The sequence below is a fragment of the Devosia sp. YIM 151766 genome (assembly GCF_030285925.1).
In the GTDB taxonomy this organism is placed as follows: Bacteria; Pseudomonadota; Alphaproteobacteria; order Rhizobiales; family Devosiaceae; genus Devosia.
Genome location: NZ_CP127251.1, coordinates 664,792 through 680,083 on the forward strand (window position 1 = coordinate 664,792; position 15,292 = coordinate 680,083).

The following is a 15,292-nucleotide window of genomic DNA, read 5'->3' on the forward strand; positions in this document are numbered from 1 at the left end:
CGTGGCCGGGGTCTGGCTCTCAGCGATGCTCATTTCTCACCTCGGGCGCGCAGCAGCTGGAATTGCAGGACGGAGAAGACGATGACGATGACGAAGAGGGCGACGGCGATGGTGGCCGCATAGCCGCCATGGTTCCGCTGGAACGCCTGGCTATAGATATATTGCACCAGCACCATGGAGGGATCGGGTCGTCCGCCCTGCACGAATAGATAGACCTGATCGAAGATCTTGAGTTGCAGAATGAGCTGGATGGTCAGCACCAGCGCCGTCACCGGCCAGATCAGCGGCCAGGTGATGCGGCGGAAGATCGTCCAGCGATTGGCATTGTCGAGGGCGGCGGCTTCGTAGATGTCGGTCGAGATCGAACGCAGGCCGGCCAGGAACAGCAGGATATTGAAGCCGCAGGTCCACCAGATGGTGACGAAGGCCACGGCCGGCATGAACATCCATTGGGTGCGGAATACCGGCGTCGGCTGGCCGAAAATCCAGGTCAGCGGATGCTGCATGATGCCGAACTGGAGATTGAACATCCAGTTCCAGATGCGATAGACCACCGAAACCGGCAGGATATAGGGCAGAAAGAACATCGCCAGGATGAGGCTTTGCTGCCAGCCCTTGAGCCGCGACACCATCATGGCGATGGCCAGGCCGATCAACGTATTGGGAATGACGGTCAGCGCCACGAAATAGGCGGTGTTTCGCACGGCGGTCCAGAACCGCCGGTCGTCGAACATTTCGATGTAGTTTTCGAGGCCGATCCACTTGCCGGGCCCGATCAGCGGCGCATCGGTGAAGCTGAGATAGACCATCTGCAAGGTCGGCCACAGGAACAGCACGCCATAGGTCAGCAGAAACGGCAGAATAAGAAGAAAGGCGACCGCGATTTCGCGACGTTGGTTCCTGATCATGGGTGCTCCGGTCTCAAGAAGAGGTCCGGCGGCACGAAACCGCCGAACCCGATTTCAAGGACTTAGTCGGCCTGATCCTGCAGATCGGCCTTCATCTCTTCGATGGCTTCCTGCGGGTCGATTTCACCGTTCATGGCCGGGCTGATATAATTGGCGACGGCGTCATAAACGGGCGAAGCCACACCGGCGAGCACCGATTTGGGGTCGAACACGGCCGTATCGGCCAGCACCGAATAGGTGGCGTTCGGCTCCATGGTTTTGAACTCTTCGCTTTCGCGGGTCGGCGTATAGGCCGGGATGTGGCCGGCATCGGCCCAGGCCAGCGAGTTCTCGTTCATCCAGGAGATGACTTCGAGCACGGCGGCTTTCTTTTCCGGGCTCATTTCCTGGCCGGCATTGTTCGGAATGGCGAAGCCATGCGAATCGGCCCAGGTGGCCGGGTGATCGAAGAAGGCGGGGATGGCGATGGCGCCCCATTCGAAGCCGAGCTCGCCGCTGGCGGCAAGGTCGGTCATCGTCGGAACTTCCCAGACGCCGTTCATATGCAGCGCCGCAGCGCCCGAGGTGAACAGCGCCACCGAACCATCATATTCGGTCAGGGCCGGCGCGTAGCCGCCTTCGACCCAGCTGGCCATGGTTTCCAGGGCGGCGACGGCCTTGGGAATGCTCTCATCGGGGAAGAAGGTGCCGTCCTCGTCGAGGAAGACGCCGTCCTGCTGGCCGAACAGCGAATAGAAGACCCGCCACGGCGTCCCGTCGCCCGAGGTTTGCAGCGACAGCGCATATTCGGAATTGGGCTGCAGCGTTTCGAGCGCGGCGAGGAAATTGTCCGCGCCGTCGAGGCCGGTGGGCAGGCCGTCATCGCCGAGCAGGCCGGCTTCGGCCAGCTTGTCCTTGTTGTAATAGAGAACGATGGAGTGGATATCGAAGGGCACCGCATATTGGGCGCCATCGCTCTGACCGGCTTCCCAGTTGGCGGGGGCAAAGGTGTCGGCGCCGAGGCCGACGCTGGCGAGGTCCTCGGTGTCGAATGCCGCCAAGGCGCCTGACTGCACCCCAAGCGGCACGCGCGAGAGGTGATAGGTCATGACATCCGGGCCCTCGCCGATGGCAGCCGAGGTCTGAACCTTGGTATAGAAGGGCGTGCCCCATTCCAGCGTCGTCGGCTGGATGACGATTTCGCCTTCATGCTCGCTGTTGAACTGCTCGATCAGCGCCTTCATGCGCACGCCGTCGCCGCCGCTGAGGAAGTCCCACCAGACCACGTTTTCCTGCGCCTGGGCGGCGCTTAGCGACAGTGCCGCCACGCCGGACAGCATGGCAATCGTGAAAAGTTTCTTCATGTCTTAACCTCCCTTGGGGGCTGGCCCCATCGCCATTCCTCAGGCATTGCGAGCGCTGGCGAAGCGGTTCGCGCCGATGTTCAGAAAACCGCGCAGCGGCTCTGAATACTTTCTTGCCGGCACCTATGCGGCGCCGTGATAAGCCTTGCCGTTTTCGTCGAACACCATGGCGGCATTGCCATCGAGAGCGATGCGCACCGCATCGCCGGCCTGGATGGTGCTGACGCCATTGTCCTCCGCAATCAGCGTCGTGCCGTCACTCAGGCTGGTGTAAACCAGCGTACGCTCGCCGAGCCGCTCCACCACCTCGACAATGCCTTCCATGCCGGCGCCGTCCTGGCTGATGCGGGCCGCTTCAGGTCTGATGCCAAAAGTCAGCTTGTCCTTGGGCAGGCCGGCAAAGCCTACGGCGGTCTGCACCATTGCCTGCCCGGGCAGGGTGATGGCGGCCTTGCCGCCGACATCGCTGGCCGATGCCACCGGAATGAAATTCATCGCCGGCGATCCGACGAAGCTGGCAACGAAACGGGTGGCAGGCCGTGAATAGACTTCCATAGGCGTGCCGATCTGCTCGATCCGGCGATTGTTCATCACCACGATGCGGGTCGCCAGCGTCATGGCCTCGGTCTGGTCGTGGGTGACAAAGATCATCGTCGCCTTGATGCGGTGGTGGAGCTGCGCCAGTTCGAGGCGGGTGCGGACGCGCAGGCCGGCATCGAGGTTGGATAGCGGCTCGTCGAGCAGGAAAGCCTTGGGATCGCGGACGATGGCGCGGCCGATGGCGACGCGCTGACGCTGGCCGCCGGAGAGCTGGGCCGGCTTGCGATCCAGAAGCTGCGAGATTTCCAGCATGCGGGCTGCCTCGTCGACGCGGCGGACGATCTCGGCCTTTGGCGTGCCCACGTTCTGGAGGCCGAACGACATGTTGTCGCGCACGGTCATGTGGGGATAGAGCGCGTAGTTCTGAAAGACCATGGCGACGCCGCGCTCATTGGGCGGCAATTGATCGACGCGCTGGCCGCCCAGATGGATCTCGCCGGCGGTGACTTCCTCAAGGCCGGCAATCATGCGCAGAAGCGTGGATTTCCCGCAGCCCGACGGTCCCAGGAAGACGATGAACTCGCCCGATTCGATGTGCATGGACACCTTGTCCAGGACGCTCACCGGACCGAACGATTTGCTGACCTCTTTGAGGACGATCTCAGACATTCAACTCTCTCCCGGGACGCTGATCGCGTCGCTCGCCGCGGGCTCGGGGCCACCCCGTCTCGCAGTCATTTGTATTATTTTTCAAACGGAACGTGCGGGCAGTCAATCCCAAATAGATCGCTATTTTGGATAAGTATCAAAAATTTGACTTACATTCCTTGGCCGATCAGTCGATCGGCTCGGCGTCCTCCGCTGCCTTGCGGGCCTTGCGGCGCGCATTATCGATCTGCTCGTGCGGCACCGAAGCGGCCGGCATGGTGGTGATGTCGCGCAGGGTTTCGAAGGGGAGCTTGGGTTCCCGGCTCGCGGTCAGAAGGCCGTTGACCTCCTGCTCGGTATCGGTGACCTGGGTGTAGCAATAGCCCGCGATATGCGGCATGGCGGCAATGGCCGAGAAGATATCGCGCAGCCGGTCCTCGAATTCCTGCGGATCATCGACGGTGGAATAGCCGTGCCACTTCTCACCCTGCTTGGGCAGGTAGCTCAGCCCGCCGAACTCGGTCAGCATTACCGGCTTGTCGCCAAGCTCGCGGCCATCCAGCACGATCCGGCGCCGCGCCGGGCCCATGCCGCGCAGCATCGCCTCGATATCGGCTGGCTCGTGGAAGCGGCTCGACAGGCCCTCGCCGTCCGGCGCGTAGTCATGCACCGACCAGATGTCGCTTTCGACCAGTTCCCAGCCATCGTTGGAAATGGCCGGCCGGCTTGGGTCGAGCGCCTTGGTCAGGTGATAAAGCGCGCTGGCGTAATGCGCCTGATCGGGGCGCTCGGCGATCTGCGACACGCCCCAGCTTTCATTGAGCGGCACCCAGGCAACAATGCAGGGATGGCTCTTGTCGCGGCGGATCGCTTCCATCCATTCCCTGGTCAGGCGCTCGGTGGCCGAGTTCGAGAAGCCATAGGCGCTCGGCATTTCTTCCCAGACGATGAGGCCGAGAACGTCGCACCAGTAAAGGAAACGCGGATCCTCGATCTTCTGGTGGATGCGGACGCCATTGAAACCCATTTCCTTGATCAGCTCGACCTCACGGCGCAGGGCTTCCGGACTTGGGGCGGCGAGGTGCGATTGCGGCCAGTAATTCTGGCCCAGAACCATGCGCAGGTAATAGGGCAGGCCATTGAGCAGGAAGCGCTTGCCGCCGACGCCGACGCTGCGCAGGCCGAGATAGGATTGCACGATGTCCGGGCGCTTGCCTTCGAGCGTGACTTCCGCGTCGATGAGATTGGGACGTTCCGGCGTCCACAGCAGATAATCGCGGTGCACGCCGTTTTCGAGTTGCGGAATGGCGATGTCGAAGCGCAGCTCCGCCTCGGACATGGTCACGGTTTGCTGGGCGATCGACTGACCCTGGGCGGTGAGCTTGATGGTCAATGCCACCGGCGCCGAAGGCACGTTATTGAGCCGAACCTCGCAGCGGACGCGATAATTGGCGAGATCGGGCACGAAGTGCAGATCCGTCAGGTGGAGCGCCGGAACCGTGCTGAGCCATACCGGCTGCCAGATGCCGCTGGTGCGATGATACCAGATGGAATGCGGGTCTTCGAGCCAGTCCTGCTTGCCGCGTGGGAAATGCACATCCTGCGGCCGGTCCTCGGCGCGAACCACCACGACCTGCTCGCCCTCGCCCAGCGCATGGGTGATGTCGAGCGAAAATGGCACATGCCCGCCTTCATGGGCGCCGACGCATTGGCCGTTGACCCAGACTTTGGCCGCGTAATCGACGGCGCCGAAATTGAGCAGCAGCTTCTCATCCGCCGCCAATTGTGGCGCGGCAAAGCTGCGGCGATACCAGATTACCGGATGGAAGCCGGTCTCCCGCAGGCCCGAAAGCTCGCTTTCGGGTGGAAACGGCACCACGATCTGCCGGTTGAAGACATCGGCCCGGTTCCACCAGTTCTCGCCGATGCCGGCATCGGCGTCGTCATGGGCAAAGCCCCATTGGCCGCATAGATCGACCCAGTTTTCGCGCTGAAACTGGGGATTGGGCGCAAGGGTGGTGGCGGTTTGGGTGGCGGTCATGTTTCCCTCGATTCCGGCGTCGACCTGGAGCCGCGCCGGCTTATGGCCCCACCCTGGTGGCGGGGCTTGCTAAATTTGTTTAGCAGGCTGATGCAGGGGCATGAGCTTGTCAAGGATGGGAAAGGCGTTGTGAAAAAACGGGTGAAAATGGTCGATATCGCCAAGGCGGCAAATGTGTCGCGTACCGCGGTGTCGCTGATACTCAACGGGGTCGCCGGCGTGCGGATCGCCGAGGCCACGCGGCAGCGCGTGCTTACCGTGGCCCGCGAGCTCGGCTATAAGCCGGGGCCGTCGCTGCGCGATCTGGGGCCCGATGAGCCGCGTCTGTTTGGCGTGCTGATCAACGAGATTTCCTCGGCCTATCCGATCGATCTGCTTTATGGCCTGCAAAGCTGGGCCGACGCGCAGGGCGTGCAAATCCTCATCCAGGTCTCGGACGGCGCCAGCGACCACGAAATGGCCGCGCTCGACAATTTCGACCGTTTCGGCGTGAGCGGCGTCATTTACGCCAGCACCTTTTCCACCATTGCCAGCCCGCCCCAGGCCCTGAGCCATTTCCGTCATATCTTGCTGAACTGCCGCCGCGAGGACCGTTCCGGCACAGCCGTGCTACCGGCCGAACGGCATGGCGGAGCGCTTGCCGCCCAGCATCTGATCGATAGCGGCCGGCGGCGCATCGCCACCATTACCGGCGATCCCTGGCAATTCGCCAGCCGCGAGCGCCTGGCCGGCTATCACCGGGCGCTCAACAAGGCCGGCCTGAACCTGGGCGAGGCTTATGAAGAAACCAGCGATTGGGGGCATGCCAGCGGCTATGCCGCCGCACGCCGCTTGCTGGACCTGCCCGCCCCGCCGGACGCCATTTTCTGCCACAACGACATCGTCGCCCGTGGCGCCATCGCGGCGGCGCGCGAGGCCGGGCTGACTATCGGGGATGATCTGGCGATCATCGGTTATGACGACCGGGAATTCGCCAAGGATTTGGGCATTACCAGCATCACGCTGCCCTTTGCCGAAATGGCCGAGCGCGCCATGAGCGAGATTGCCGGCACTGGCAGGCTGGCCGACAGGACATTGTCCATAACCGGCAAGCTTATCCCCCGGGCGAGTACGGCACCCGGCCTGTCCGCTTGATTACATCAGAATATTTGATACAGACATTGCTCCCTCTTGATGTCTGGACTGCCATGAGCCGCAATTTTCTGGTTATCGACCCCGAAGAGGACCTCGACGTCCTCAAGGGCCTGGCCTCGTCCGTTCGCATCAAAATGCTGAAACTGCTCCATGTCGAAGGGCCGATGAACGGCAACGACATCGCGGCCAAGCTTGGTCTGCCGCAATCCACGGTGTCGACGAACCTGCAAATCCTGGACGGTGCCGGGCTGATCCGAACCGAGACCCAGAAGGCCCGCAAGGGCAATCAGAAGATCTGCCACTCGACCTTCGAAGAAGTGCTGGTGATGTTCAAGGACGACATCACCCCGCTGCACTCCAACGAGATCGAGGTCTCAATGCCGCTGGGGCTTTACACCAGTTGCGAGGTGTCCGCGCCCTGCGGGCTGTGCTCCGTGGACGGCATTATCGGCCTGCTCGACGTTCCCAACACCTTTCTCGATCCCGGTCGGATGAAGGCCGGGCTCATATGGTTCACGCGCGGCTATGTGGAATATCAGTTTCCCAATAATGCGAAGCTCGCCCAGAACGTTATCGAGGTCATGGAATTCTCGATCGAACTGAGTTCGGAAGTGCCGGGCACGTCGGCCGATTGGCCCAGCGACATCACCTTCTCGGTCAACGGCACCGAAATCGGCACCTGGATGTCGACCGGCGATTATGGCGACAAGCGCGGCGTTTACACACCGGACTGGTGGAAGCTCAAAGGCAGCCAATATGGCAAGCTCAAGAGCTGGCGCGTCACCGAGAACGGCACCTATGTGGACGGGGTCAAGATTTCGCCGGTTTCCCTGGCCGACCTCGATCTCGCCAATCACCATTCGATCCGGCTGCGCATCGAGGTCAAGGACGATGCCAGATATCCGGGCGGCATCAACATCTTCGGCCGTGGTTTCGGCAATTACGATCAGGACATCATCCTGAGGCTGAAAACCGCCCGCTGAATGCAGGGCGCGGTCGAATAGATCGGGATGGGCGGCAGGCCGGCAGCAAGCCATGCTCGGCCTTACAATCCCCTTGCACGGCATGCGCGCCACAGCTAGAACGAATTCATTGATATAAATCCGAAAATCGGAACCGGTAGGAGGGGGGCACCGTGAAGGCGTCAATTATCGCAAACAAGGATTATACGATCTCCAAGATTGACGATCGTGTCTATGGCGCATTCCTCGAGCATCTGGGCCGGGCGGTTTACGAAGGCATCTACGAACCCGATCATCCCACCGCCGACCAGGACGGCATGCGTGGCGACGTGATCGACCTGGTCAAGAAGCTCAATGTGCCGGTAGTGCGCTATCCCGGCGGCAATTTCGTTTCGGCCTATAATTGGGAAGACGGCATCGGTCCGCGCGAGGAGCGTCCGGTTCGCCTGGACCTGGCCTGGCATACCTCCGAAAGCAACGCGGTCGGCATCCATGAATTTGCCGATTGGTGCGCCACGGTCGGCACCGAGATGATGCTGGCGGTCAATCTGGGCTCGCGCGGCGTCGATGCGGCGCGCAATTTCCTCGAATATGTGAACCATCCCGGCGGCTCATACTGGAGCGACCTGCGCATCAAGAACGGGCGCAAAGAGCCATGGGACGTCAAGCTCTGGTGCCTGGGCAACGAAATGGACGGGCCCTGGCAGGTCGGGCACAAGGACGCCACCGAATATGGCAAGCTGGCCGCCAATACGGCGCGCGCCATGCGCATGTTCGACAAGTCGCTGGAGCTGATCGTCTGCGGCTCATCCAATGCCGACATGCCCAGCTATCCCGATTGGGAACGCATCGTGCTCGAGCACACCTATGACCATGTCGACTATATTTCGCTGCACATGTATTTCGCCAATCGCGACGACAATACGCCCAATTTCCTGGGGCTGGCGGAAAAGCTCGACGCCTATATCGAGACGGTCGCCTCCACCATCAAGCAGGTCAAGGCCAAGCGCAAATCCAAGCGCGACATCTATATCTGCTTCGACGAATGGAACGTCTGGTATCATTCCAACAAGAAGGATCGGGAGATCCTGGACGGCAATAGCGGCTGGCCGCATGCGCCGGGCCTGCTCGAAGACATCTACAATTTCGAAGACGTGCTGATGGTCGGCCTGATCCTCAACACCTTCATCCGCCGCTCCGACGTGGTGAAGATCGCCTGTATCGCTCAATTGGTGAACGTCATCGCCCCGATCATGACCGAGAAGGGCGGCCCGGCCTGGGCCCAGACCATCTATTATCCATATTATTTCGCATCGGTCTTCGGTCGCGGCACCGCGCTGCAATTGCAGGTCAATTCCCCCGGCTACGACACTCCCCATGCCGCCGCGTCGCCTTTTGTAGACGTGTCGGGCGTCGCCAATGAAGATGGCACGCTGACATTCTTCCTGGTCAATCGCCATGCCAGCGACAGCATCGAGACCGAGGTTGAGTTGCAGGGCTATGGCGGTGGCACGGTGATCGACCACCAGGTGATGACCCATCCCGACCTGAAGGCGGTCAACACTGCCGGCGACCAGCAGCAGGTGGCGCCGCGCCGGGGCGAGGGAAGCAGGATTGCCGATGGCAAACTGTCTGTGACGCTGCCGCCGTATTCCTACCAGATGCTGCGTGTGAAAGTCGGCTGACCGGCGGGCCGGGTTGCGGCGCCGTGCGGCCGCCCTAAAACCACCGCTCCTCACCCTCGCGTCAAGCGCGAGGGTGACGAACTGGGAAGAGGGGCGGCAGGCCGAAGGTTTTAGCGGCTCCGTGCCCAGTCTGGCAGCCAGTCTCCATGGGCGGCGATGAGGTCGTCCACCAGCGACCAGATCTGATCGAGGTCCAGTTCCGCTGCCGTGTGCGGATCCATCATGGCGGCATGATAGATGTGCTGGCGGTTCTCCTCGACCAGCGCCCGCACCGTCAGTTCCTGCACGTTGATATTGGTGCGCATCAGCGCCGTCAGTTGCGGGGGCAGGGCGCCGATATAGGTGGGCTGAAGACCGTTATCGTCGACAAGGCAGGGCACTTCCACCGCGGCGGCGTCCGGCAGGGAAGTGATGACGCCATTATTGCGCAGATTGCCGTAGATCACCGAAGGCTCGCCGGTCCAAACCGAATGGACGATGGATGAGGCATATTCCTTTGACGGCTCGACGCTGATCGTCTCCGCCTTGCGATATTCCTCGGAGGTCTTCTTCCAGTCCTCGATCTGCTCGACGCAGCGCTTGGGATATTCGTCGAGCGGAATGCCGAATTTCTCGATCAGGTCCTCGCGGCCCTCCTTGATGAAATAGGGCGTGTATTCGGCGAAATGCTCGCTGCTTTCGGTGACGAAATAGCCCAGCCGCGTCATCATCTCATAGCGTACCTTATTGGGGCAGCGCGGGTTCCAGCCGGGCTTGGGAGCGCGGCCCTCGCGATAGGCGCGGTGCAGTTCGGGGTAAAGGTCCCGATAGGAGCCGTCGGGCTGGCGATGCTCGAAATTGAGATAGAAGGCCATGTGGTTGATGCCGGCCGAACGGTAGCGGATGTCCTTGTAGGGAATGTCGAGGTCGTGCGCCAATTCCATCGCCGTGCCCTGCACCGAATGGCAGAGGCCCACCTGCTTGATATGCGGGTATTTTTCGGCAATGGCCCAGGTGTTGATGGCCATGGGATTGACGTATTGCAGCATGATCGCCTCGGGCGCGACCGCCAGCATGTCCTCGCAGATGCGCCACAGATGCGGCACGGTGCGCAGGCCGCGCATGATGCCGCCAACGCCCAAAGTATCGGCAATGGTCTGGCGCAGATTGTATTTTTTGGGCACCTCGAAATCGACGATCGTGGAAGGCTCATAGCCGCCGATCTGGAAGCAGACGACGACGAAATTGGTCCCGTCCAGCGCCGCTCGCTGATTGTCATAGGCTGTCACACTTGCCGGCACGCCCAGCGTATTCACCAGCTTTCCCGCGATGATGGCGCTCTCTTCCAACCGGATGGGATCGATGTCCATCAACCGGATTTCCGCGCCGGCCAACGCCGGACGCCGCAGGATATCGCCGACAATGTTCTTCATGAACACCGACGAGCCGGCACCGATAAAGGTGATCTTCGGATTGGCCATTTTTTGAAATAACTCCAGCAGTCAGGCGGCAATTTCGAATGCGGCGCGGACCAGCCGGGCCGTTTCTTCGGCAGGGAATTGATGAGGATCGTGTTGATCGGCCCCTATTCGACGATCCGGCCATTCTGCATGACCACGGCACGGCGGCAAAGCGCCATGTCGCCGGCAAGGGCGATGCGCCCCCAGCTTTGAGCCATGGCCCGCGAGATCAGGAACAAAACCCGCGCCGAGGCCGTTATTTCCAGGTTGCCCGGAGAATGATCACATGGCGCCGCGCTCGTTCTGGAAAGGCTATCTCAAGCTCTCCCTCGTCACCTGTCCGGTGGCGATGACGCCAGCGACTTCCGAGAACGAGAAAGTGCGTTTCCATACGCTCAACGCCAAAACCGGCAATCGCGTGGTCAGCCAATATGTCGACGCGGTTTCCGGAAAGCCCGTCGACGAAGATGACGAGGTCAAGGGCTATCAGCGCGGCGAAGACGATTACGTGATGCTGGAGGATGACGAGATCGCGGCGGTCGCCCTGGAGAGCACGCGCACGATCGATATCGACAGCTTCGTTCCCCGCGACAGCATCGAATGGATCTGGTACGACAAGCCGCATTATCTGACGCCGAACGATCCTGTCGGCGAGGAAGCCTTCTCGGTTATCCGTGATGCGATGGCATCCACTAATACGGTCGGCATCTCACGCCTCGTCATGTATCGCCGGGAACGGGCAGTGATGCTGGAGCCCCGCGACAGGGGCATCATCCTCTGGACCCTGCGCTATGGCGACGAGGTGCGGGACGAGAGCGATTATTTCGGCGATATCAAGGATAGCAAACCCGATCCCAAGCTGATGACGCTGGTGACGAAACTGATCGACGAGCGCACCGCGCCCTGGACGGCGAAAATGATCGACGATCCGGTTCAGGATAAGCTGCTCGATATCATCGCGGCCAAGAAAAAGGGCAGGAAACGCGTGGCGCAGCCCAAGCCTGCGGCCGCGGAGCCCGCCAGCAACGTCATCAATATCATGGACGCGCTGCGCCAGAGCATCGGCTCGGAAGGCCGGCAGAAGCGGAAATAGCGAGGGTGACGAGCCGGGACGGGGCGGAGCGGCTCTAATCCGCTTTGCGTTTGCGCCTTGCGGGAACGGCCAGGGGTTCGGCCGCCGCCCGGAAATCCTCCCAAGGATCGGATGCGAGCGCGGCGAGCCGCGTCGGCGTATTGTCCACGGTGAAATAATCCGGCCCGATTCCCGGGCTCAATTCCTCCCAGGCCAGCGGCATCGAGACGGCGGCGCCGGGCCGGGCGCGCGTCGAATATGGCGCCACGGCGGTCATGCCACGCTGATTGCGCAGATAATCGATCAGAATCTTGCCGCGCCGCTTTGACTTGGTGATGGTCGAGACATATTTGTCCGGACTGTCGGCGGCCATATTGTCAGCCAATGCCTTGGTGAAGGCCTTCACCGCCGGCCAGTCGGCCTTGGGCTTGAGCGGCACGACGACATGCAGGCCTTTGCCGCCCGATGTCTTGACGAAAGGATTGAAGCCGGCATCTTCGAGCCGCGCTTTGGTTTCCTCGGCGGCGGCGATGATCGCCTCCCAGACGACACCCTCGCCAGGATCGAGATCCATGACGATAATATCGGGCCGCTCCCAGTCCGCCACCGTCGACCCCCAGGGGTGGATTTCCAGCACCGCCGACTGAACGAGGCCGATCAGCCCGTCGAGATCATTGATCGAAATGAGCGGCTCGTCGTCCTTGTCCTTGGGATCGTCCACTAGCACGATGTGCTTGTTCAGCCCTTTCCAGGCATGTTTCTGGAAGAATGTCTGTCCGGTAATGCCGCTCGGGCAGCGCAGCAATGCCAGCGGCCGACCGACGATATGGGGTGCGATATAGCGCCAGACCTCGGTGTAATAATCGGCAAGCCCTTCCTTGGTGACCCCTTCGTCCGGCCAATAGATCCGATCTGGATGGGTGAGCGTGACGGTGCGGCGCTGCGGCTTTGGCATTGCGGTCTTGCTCCTGGGAATTTCCCGGACGATTTCGCTGGCCGCCTTGTCTTCGCGCAGGCCCCGGAACGAGGCGTGGCGGAGGTGGCCATCGGCCGTCCAGGCCCTGAATTCCACCTCGGCCACCAGCTCGGGTCGGACATAGCGGGCGAGACGGGCTTCCTCGGCGGTGAGCTTCCCGGCGAAAGGGCTCTCGGGGACGCGCATGCGTTCGAGCCGCTTGAACAGGTTCTCGGCAACCATACCGCTGAAGCCTGTTCCGACACGGCCGACATGCACCAATTTGCCATCCTCATAAACGCCGAGAACGAGAGAGCCGATCGCCTGGCGCGATGTCGAGGACGGCACATAGCCGGCGACCACGAATTCCTGCCGCGCCGAGCATTTGGATTTGATCCAGGCCTTGCCGCGGCCCGACCGATAGGGCGCATCCCTGAGCTTGGAGACCACGCCTTCGAGACTGAGCCGGCAGGCATGACGCAGGACCAGGCCGCCATTCTCGTCGAAATGGCTGCTATAGCGGATAAGACCTGGCTCGGCCCCCACCAGTTTTTCCAGCATGGCTTTGCGCGCGATGAGAGGCAGAGCGCGCAAATCATAGCCGTCGAGATAAAGCAGATCGAAGACATAGAAGGCGAAGCGGTCGGAGCGGCCGGCGCTGAGATCGGCTTGCAGGGCGGAAAAATCGGAGGCGCCAGACCCGGACTCGACGACCAGTTCGCCATCGATAAGCGCCGTTCCCAGCGGTAGCGCCTGCAATGCCGCGGCAACGTCCTTGCCGAATTTCTTGGTCCAGTCGAGACCGCTGCGGGTCAGGAGCTTGACCCGGCCAGCCTCTATCCGCGCCTGGAGCCGGTAACCGTCGAACTTGATCTCGTGAATCCAGCGCTCGCCCGCCGGCGGCGCCGCCATGAGCGTGGCCAGCGTCGGCTCGACGAAAGCGGGCAAGGATGCCTTCTTCGCGCCTTTCACCGATGCGGGATCGGGAAGCTCGATATCGGCCTCAGGCTCCGGCGCTTTTTTGGATTTCGAGGGCTTTTGCGCTGCCGGTTTGACGATCTTTCCGGTTTTCGACGACCAGCCGGGGGCCTCGCCAGCGACGTCCCCGATCTCGCGGCCGGTCTTGACCGATTCCGGGCGCTCCTCGAGAATATCGGGGTCGCCGGCCGTTCGGGCGACATCGTCCTCGCCCTTGATCAGCAGCCAGTTTTCGCGCTTCTCGGAGGGCTTGCCCCGCATCTTGACGAGATGCCAGCGCCCCGCGAGCTTTTCGCCCGCCAGCTCGAATTCGAGATGGCCTTTGGCATAGCCCTTATGGGCATCAAATATGGGATTCCAGGTGCCCCGATCCCAGATGATGACGGTGCCGCCCCCATATTCGCCCTTGGGGATCGTGCCCTCGAAATCATTGTATTCAAGCGGATGGTCCTCGACATGGACGGCCAGCCGTTTTTCGCCGGGGACCAGGCTAGGCCCCTTCGTCACCGCCCAGCTCTTCATCACGCCATCCATCTCCAGCCGAAGATCGTAGTGCAGACGCGTCGCGGCATGTTTCTGGATGACGAAGGCATTGCCGGTTTTCCGGGCTTTCCGGCCCTTGGGTTCGGAAGTCGACTTGAAATTGCGCTTCTGCCGATAGGTTTCGAGCGTCGCCATGATCAGCTTGCCTTGCGACGGGCGGGCGCGGCTTTCGCCTTGGACTTCGCAGTACCCGCAGCAGCCCGCTTCTTGCCCGAAAGGCCGGCGCTCTCGCGCAAAGCGGCCATCAGGTCGACCACCTTGTCCTGCCTGGGCTCCTTGCGGACCTCGATCTTGCGGCCTTCGCTCTTCGCCTTGACCAATTCGGCCAGGGCCGCCTCATAGCGATCCTCGAACGCCTTTGGATCGAACTTGCCGCTCTTGGTCTTGATGATGTGTTCGGCCAGTTCCAGCATTTCGCCTTTGATCTTGATCTCGGGAACGCTGTCGAACGCCTCTTTGGCCGAGCGGACCTCGTAATCGAAATTGAGGGTCGTGGCGATCAGGCCGGGCCCATGCGCACGAATGAGAACCGTGCGGACGCGGCGGAACAGCACCGTCTGGGCGAGGGCGGCGACCTGCTTTTTACGCATGCCCTCGCGGATCAGCGCATAGGCCTCTTCGGCATGGCGGTCGCTCGGCGCCAGATAATAGGGCTTGTCGAAATAGACGTCATCGATGTCGCCGCAGCCGATAAAGGCCGAGACCGCAAGCGTCTTGTCGCTATCGGGCACCGCCGCGGCAACCTCGTCCGGATCGAGCATAATATATTCCCCCGAGCCGACCTCGTAGCCCTTGACCTGCTCCTCGCGATCGACGGGCTTGCCGGTATCGCTATCGACGAACTGGCGCCGGACTCGGTGGCCCGTGGCGCGATTGAGGGTATGGAAGGCGATGCGCTCGGAGGTCGAGGCAGCCGTATAAAGAGCCACCGGGCAATTGACCTCGGCGACTTTCAAAAAGCCCTTCCAATTTGCTCTTGGCGCCAAGGCCGCTCTCCCGCGCAATATTTGCGACAGCAACGGAGTGGGCAGGCGGTTCGTTCCC

At 61.7% G+C, this 15,292-nt stretch carries 11 protein-coding genes; 4 read left to right on the forward strand and 7 right to left on the reverse strand.

Annotated features, from left to right (window positions below):
- Window positions 1-29: 29 nt before the first annotated feature.
- From O9Z70_RS03215 to O9Z70_RS03230, 4 genes are all read right to left on the reverse strand, one after another.
- Entirely contained in the window at window positions 30-908 is an 879-nt protein-coding gene (locus O9Z70_RS03215; RefSeq protein ID WP_286021055.1) for a carbohydrate ABC transporter permease, read from the reverse strand.
- Between the two features lie 62 nt (window positions 909-970).
- Entirely contained in the window at window positions 971-2,251 is a 1,281-nt protein-coding gene (locus O9Z70_RS03220; protein ID WP_286021056.1) for an extracellular solute-binding protein, read from the reverse strand.
- A 123-nt stretch (window positions 2,252-2,374) separates the two neighbouring features.
- The gene (locus O9Z70_RS03225; RefSeq protein ID WP_286021057.1) at window positions 2,375-3,460 is read right to left on the reverse strand and encodes an ABC transporter ATP-binding protein; all 1,086 of its coding nucleotides are present in this window, start codon (window positions 3,458-3,460) and stop codon (window positions 2,375-2,377) included.
- Window positions 3,461-3,626: 166 nt separating this feature from the next.
- Complete coding sequence (locus O9Z70_RS03230; RefSeq protein WP_286021058.1) at window positions 3,627-5,480, reverse strand: glycoside hydrolase family 2 protein; 1,854 nt, start codon at window positions 5,478-5,480, stop codon at window positions 3,627-3,629.
- A 129-nt stretch (window positions 5,481-5,609) separates the two neighbouring features.
- On the opposite strand from O9Z70_RS03230, the gene O9Z70_RS03235 reads away from it, so the two are divergent.
- The 3 genes from O9Z70_RS03235 to arfA all read left to right on the forward strand — a co-directional run bounded on the left by O9Z70_RS03235 (window position 5,610) and on the right by arfA (window position 9,261).
- Window positions 5,610-6,614, forward strand: a complete 1,005-nt coding sequence (locus O9Z70_RS03235; RefSeq protein ID WP_286021059.1) for a LacI family DNA-binding transcriptional regulator — start codon at window positions 5,610-5,612, stop codon at window positions 6,612-6,614.
- A 53-nt stretch (window positions 6,615-6,667) separates the two neighbouring features.
- Window positions 6,668-7,597 carry an ArsR/SmtB family transcription factor gene (locus O9Z70_RS03240; protein ID WP_286021060.1) on the forward strand — a complete coding sequence of 310 codons (930 nt, stop codon included), beginning with the start codon at window positions 6,668-6,670 and terminating at the stop codon, window positions 7,595-7,597.
- A 152-nt stretch (window positions 7,598-7,749) separates the two neighbouring features.
- Window positions 7,750-9,261, forward strand: a complete 1,512-nt coding sequence (gene arfA, locus O9Z70_RS03245) for an arabinosylfuranosidase ArfA (protein WP_286021061.1) — start codon at window positions 7,750-7,752, stop codon at window positions 9,259-9,261.
- 110 nt (window positions 9,262-9,371) lie between these two features.
- Here the strand turns inward: arfA and O9Z70_RS03250 are convergent, their stop codons facing one another.
- On the reverse strand, window positions 9,372-10,721 hold the full coding sequence (locus tag O9Z70_RS03250) for an alpha-glucosidase/alpha-galactosidase (RefSeq protein ID WP_286021062.1): 1,350 nt from the start codon (window positions 10,719-10,721) through the stop codon (window positions 9,372-9,374).
- 265 nt (window positions 10,722-10,986) lie between these two features.
- Here O9Z70_RS03250 and ku (O9Z70_RS03255) point away from each other — a divergent pair, with 265 nt between their 5' ends.
- A complete protein-coding gene (ku, locus tag O9Z70_RS03255; protein ID WP_286021063.1) occupies window positions 10,987-11,793 on the forward strand; it encodes a non-homologous end joining protein Ku in 807 nt (268 codons plus the stop codon).
- 34 nt (window positions 11,794-11,827) lie between these two features.
- Here the strand turns inward: ku (O9Z70_RS03255) and ligD are convergent, their stop codons facing one another.
- Both ligD and ku (O9Z70_RS03265) read right to left on the reverse strand, forming a co-directional pair.
- Complete coding sequence (ligD, locus tag O9Z70_RS03260) at window positions 11,828-14,383, reverse strand: DNA ligase D (RefSeq protein WP_286021064.1); 2,556 nt, start codon at window positions 14,381-14,383, stop codon at window positions 11,828-11,830.
- 2 nt (window positions 14,384-14,385) lie between these two features.
- On the reverse strand, window positions 14,386-15,234 hold the full coding sequence (gene ku, locus O9Z70_RS03265; RefSeq protein ID WP_286021065.1) for a non-homologous end joining protein Ku: 849 nt from the start codon (window positions 15,232-15,234) through the stop codon (window positions 14,386-14,388).
- Window positions 15,235-15,292: the final 58 nt, after the last annotated feature.

Coding starts and splice junctions, on each gene's coding strand:
- O9Z70_RS03215 (WP_286021055.1), bottom strand. CDS start 908: ATGATCAGGAACCAACGTCGCGAAATCGCGGTCGCCTTTCTTCTTATT.
- O9Z70_RS03225 (WP_286021057.1), bottom strand. CDS start 3,460: ATGTCTGAGATCGTCCTCAAAGAGGTCAGCAAATCGTTCGGTCCGGTG.
- ligD (WP_286021064.1), bottom strand. CDS start 14,383: ATGGCGACGCTCGAAACCTATCGGCAGAAGCGCAATTTCAAGTCGACT.
- O9Z70_RS03240 (WP_286021060.1), top strand. CDS start 6,668: ATGAGCCGCAATTTTCTGGTTATCGACCCCGAAGAGGACCTCGACGTC.
- O9Z70_RS03250 (WP_286021062.1), bottom strand. CDS start 10,721: ATGGCCAATCCGAAGATCACCTTTATCGGTGCCGGCTCGTCGGTGTTC.
- O9Z70_RS03230 (WP_286021058.1), bottom strand. CDS start 5,480: ATGACCGCCACCCAAACCGCCACCACCCTTGCGCCCAATCCCCAGTTT.
- ku (WP_286021063.1), top strand. CDS start 10,987: ATGGCGCCGCGCTCGTTCTGGAAAGGCTATCTCAAGCTCTCCCTCGTC.
- O9Z70_RS03220 (WP_286021056.1), bottom strand. CDS start 2,251: ATGAAGAAACTTTTCACGATTGCCATGCTGTCCGGCGTGGCGGCACTG.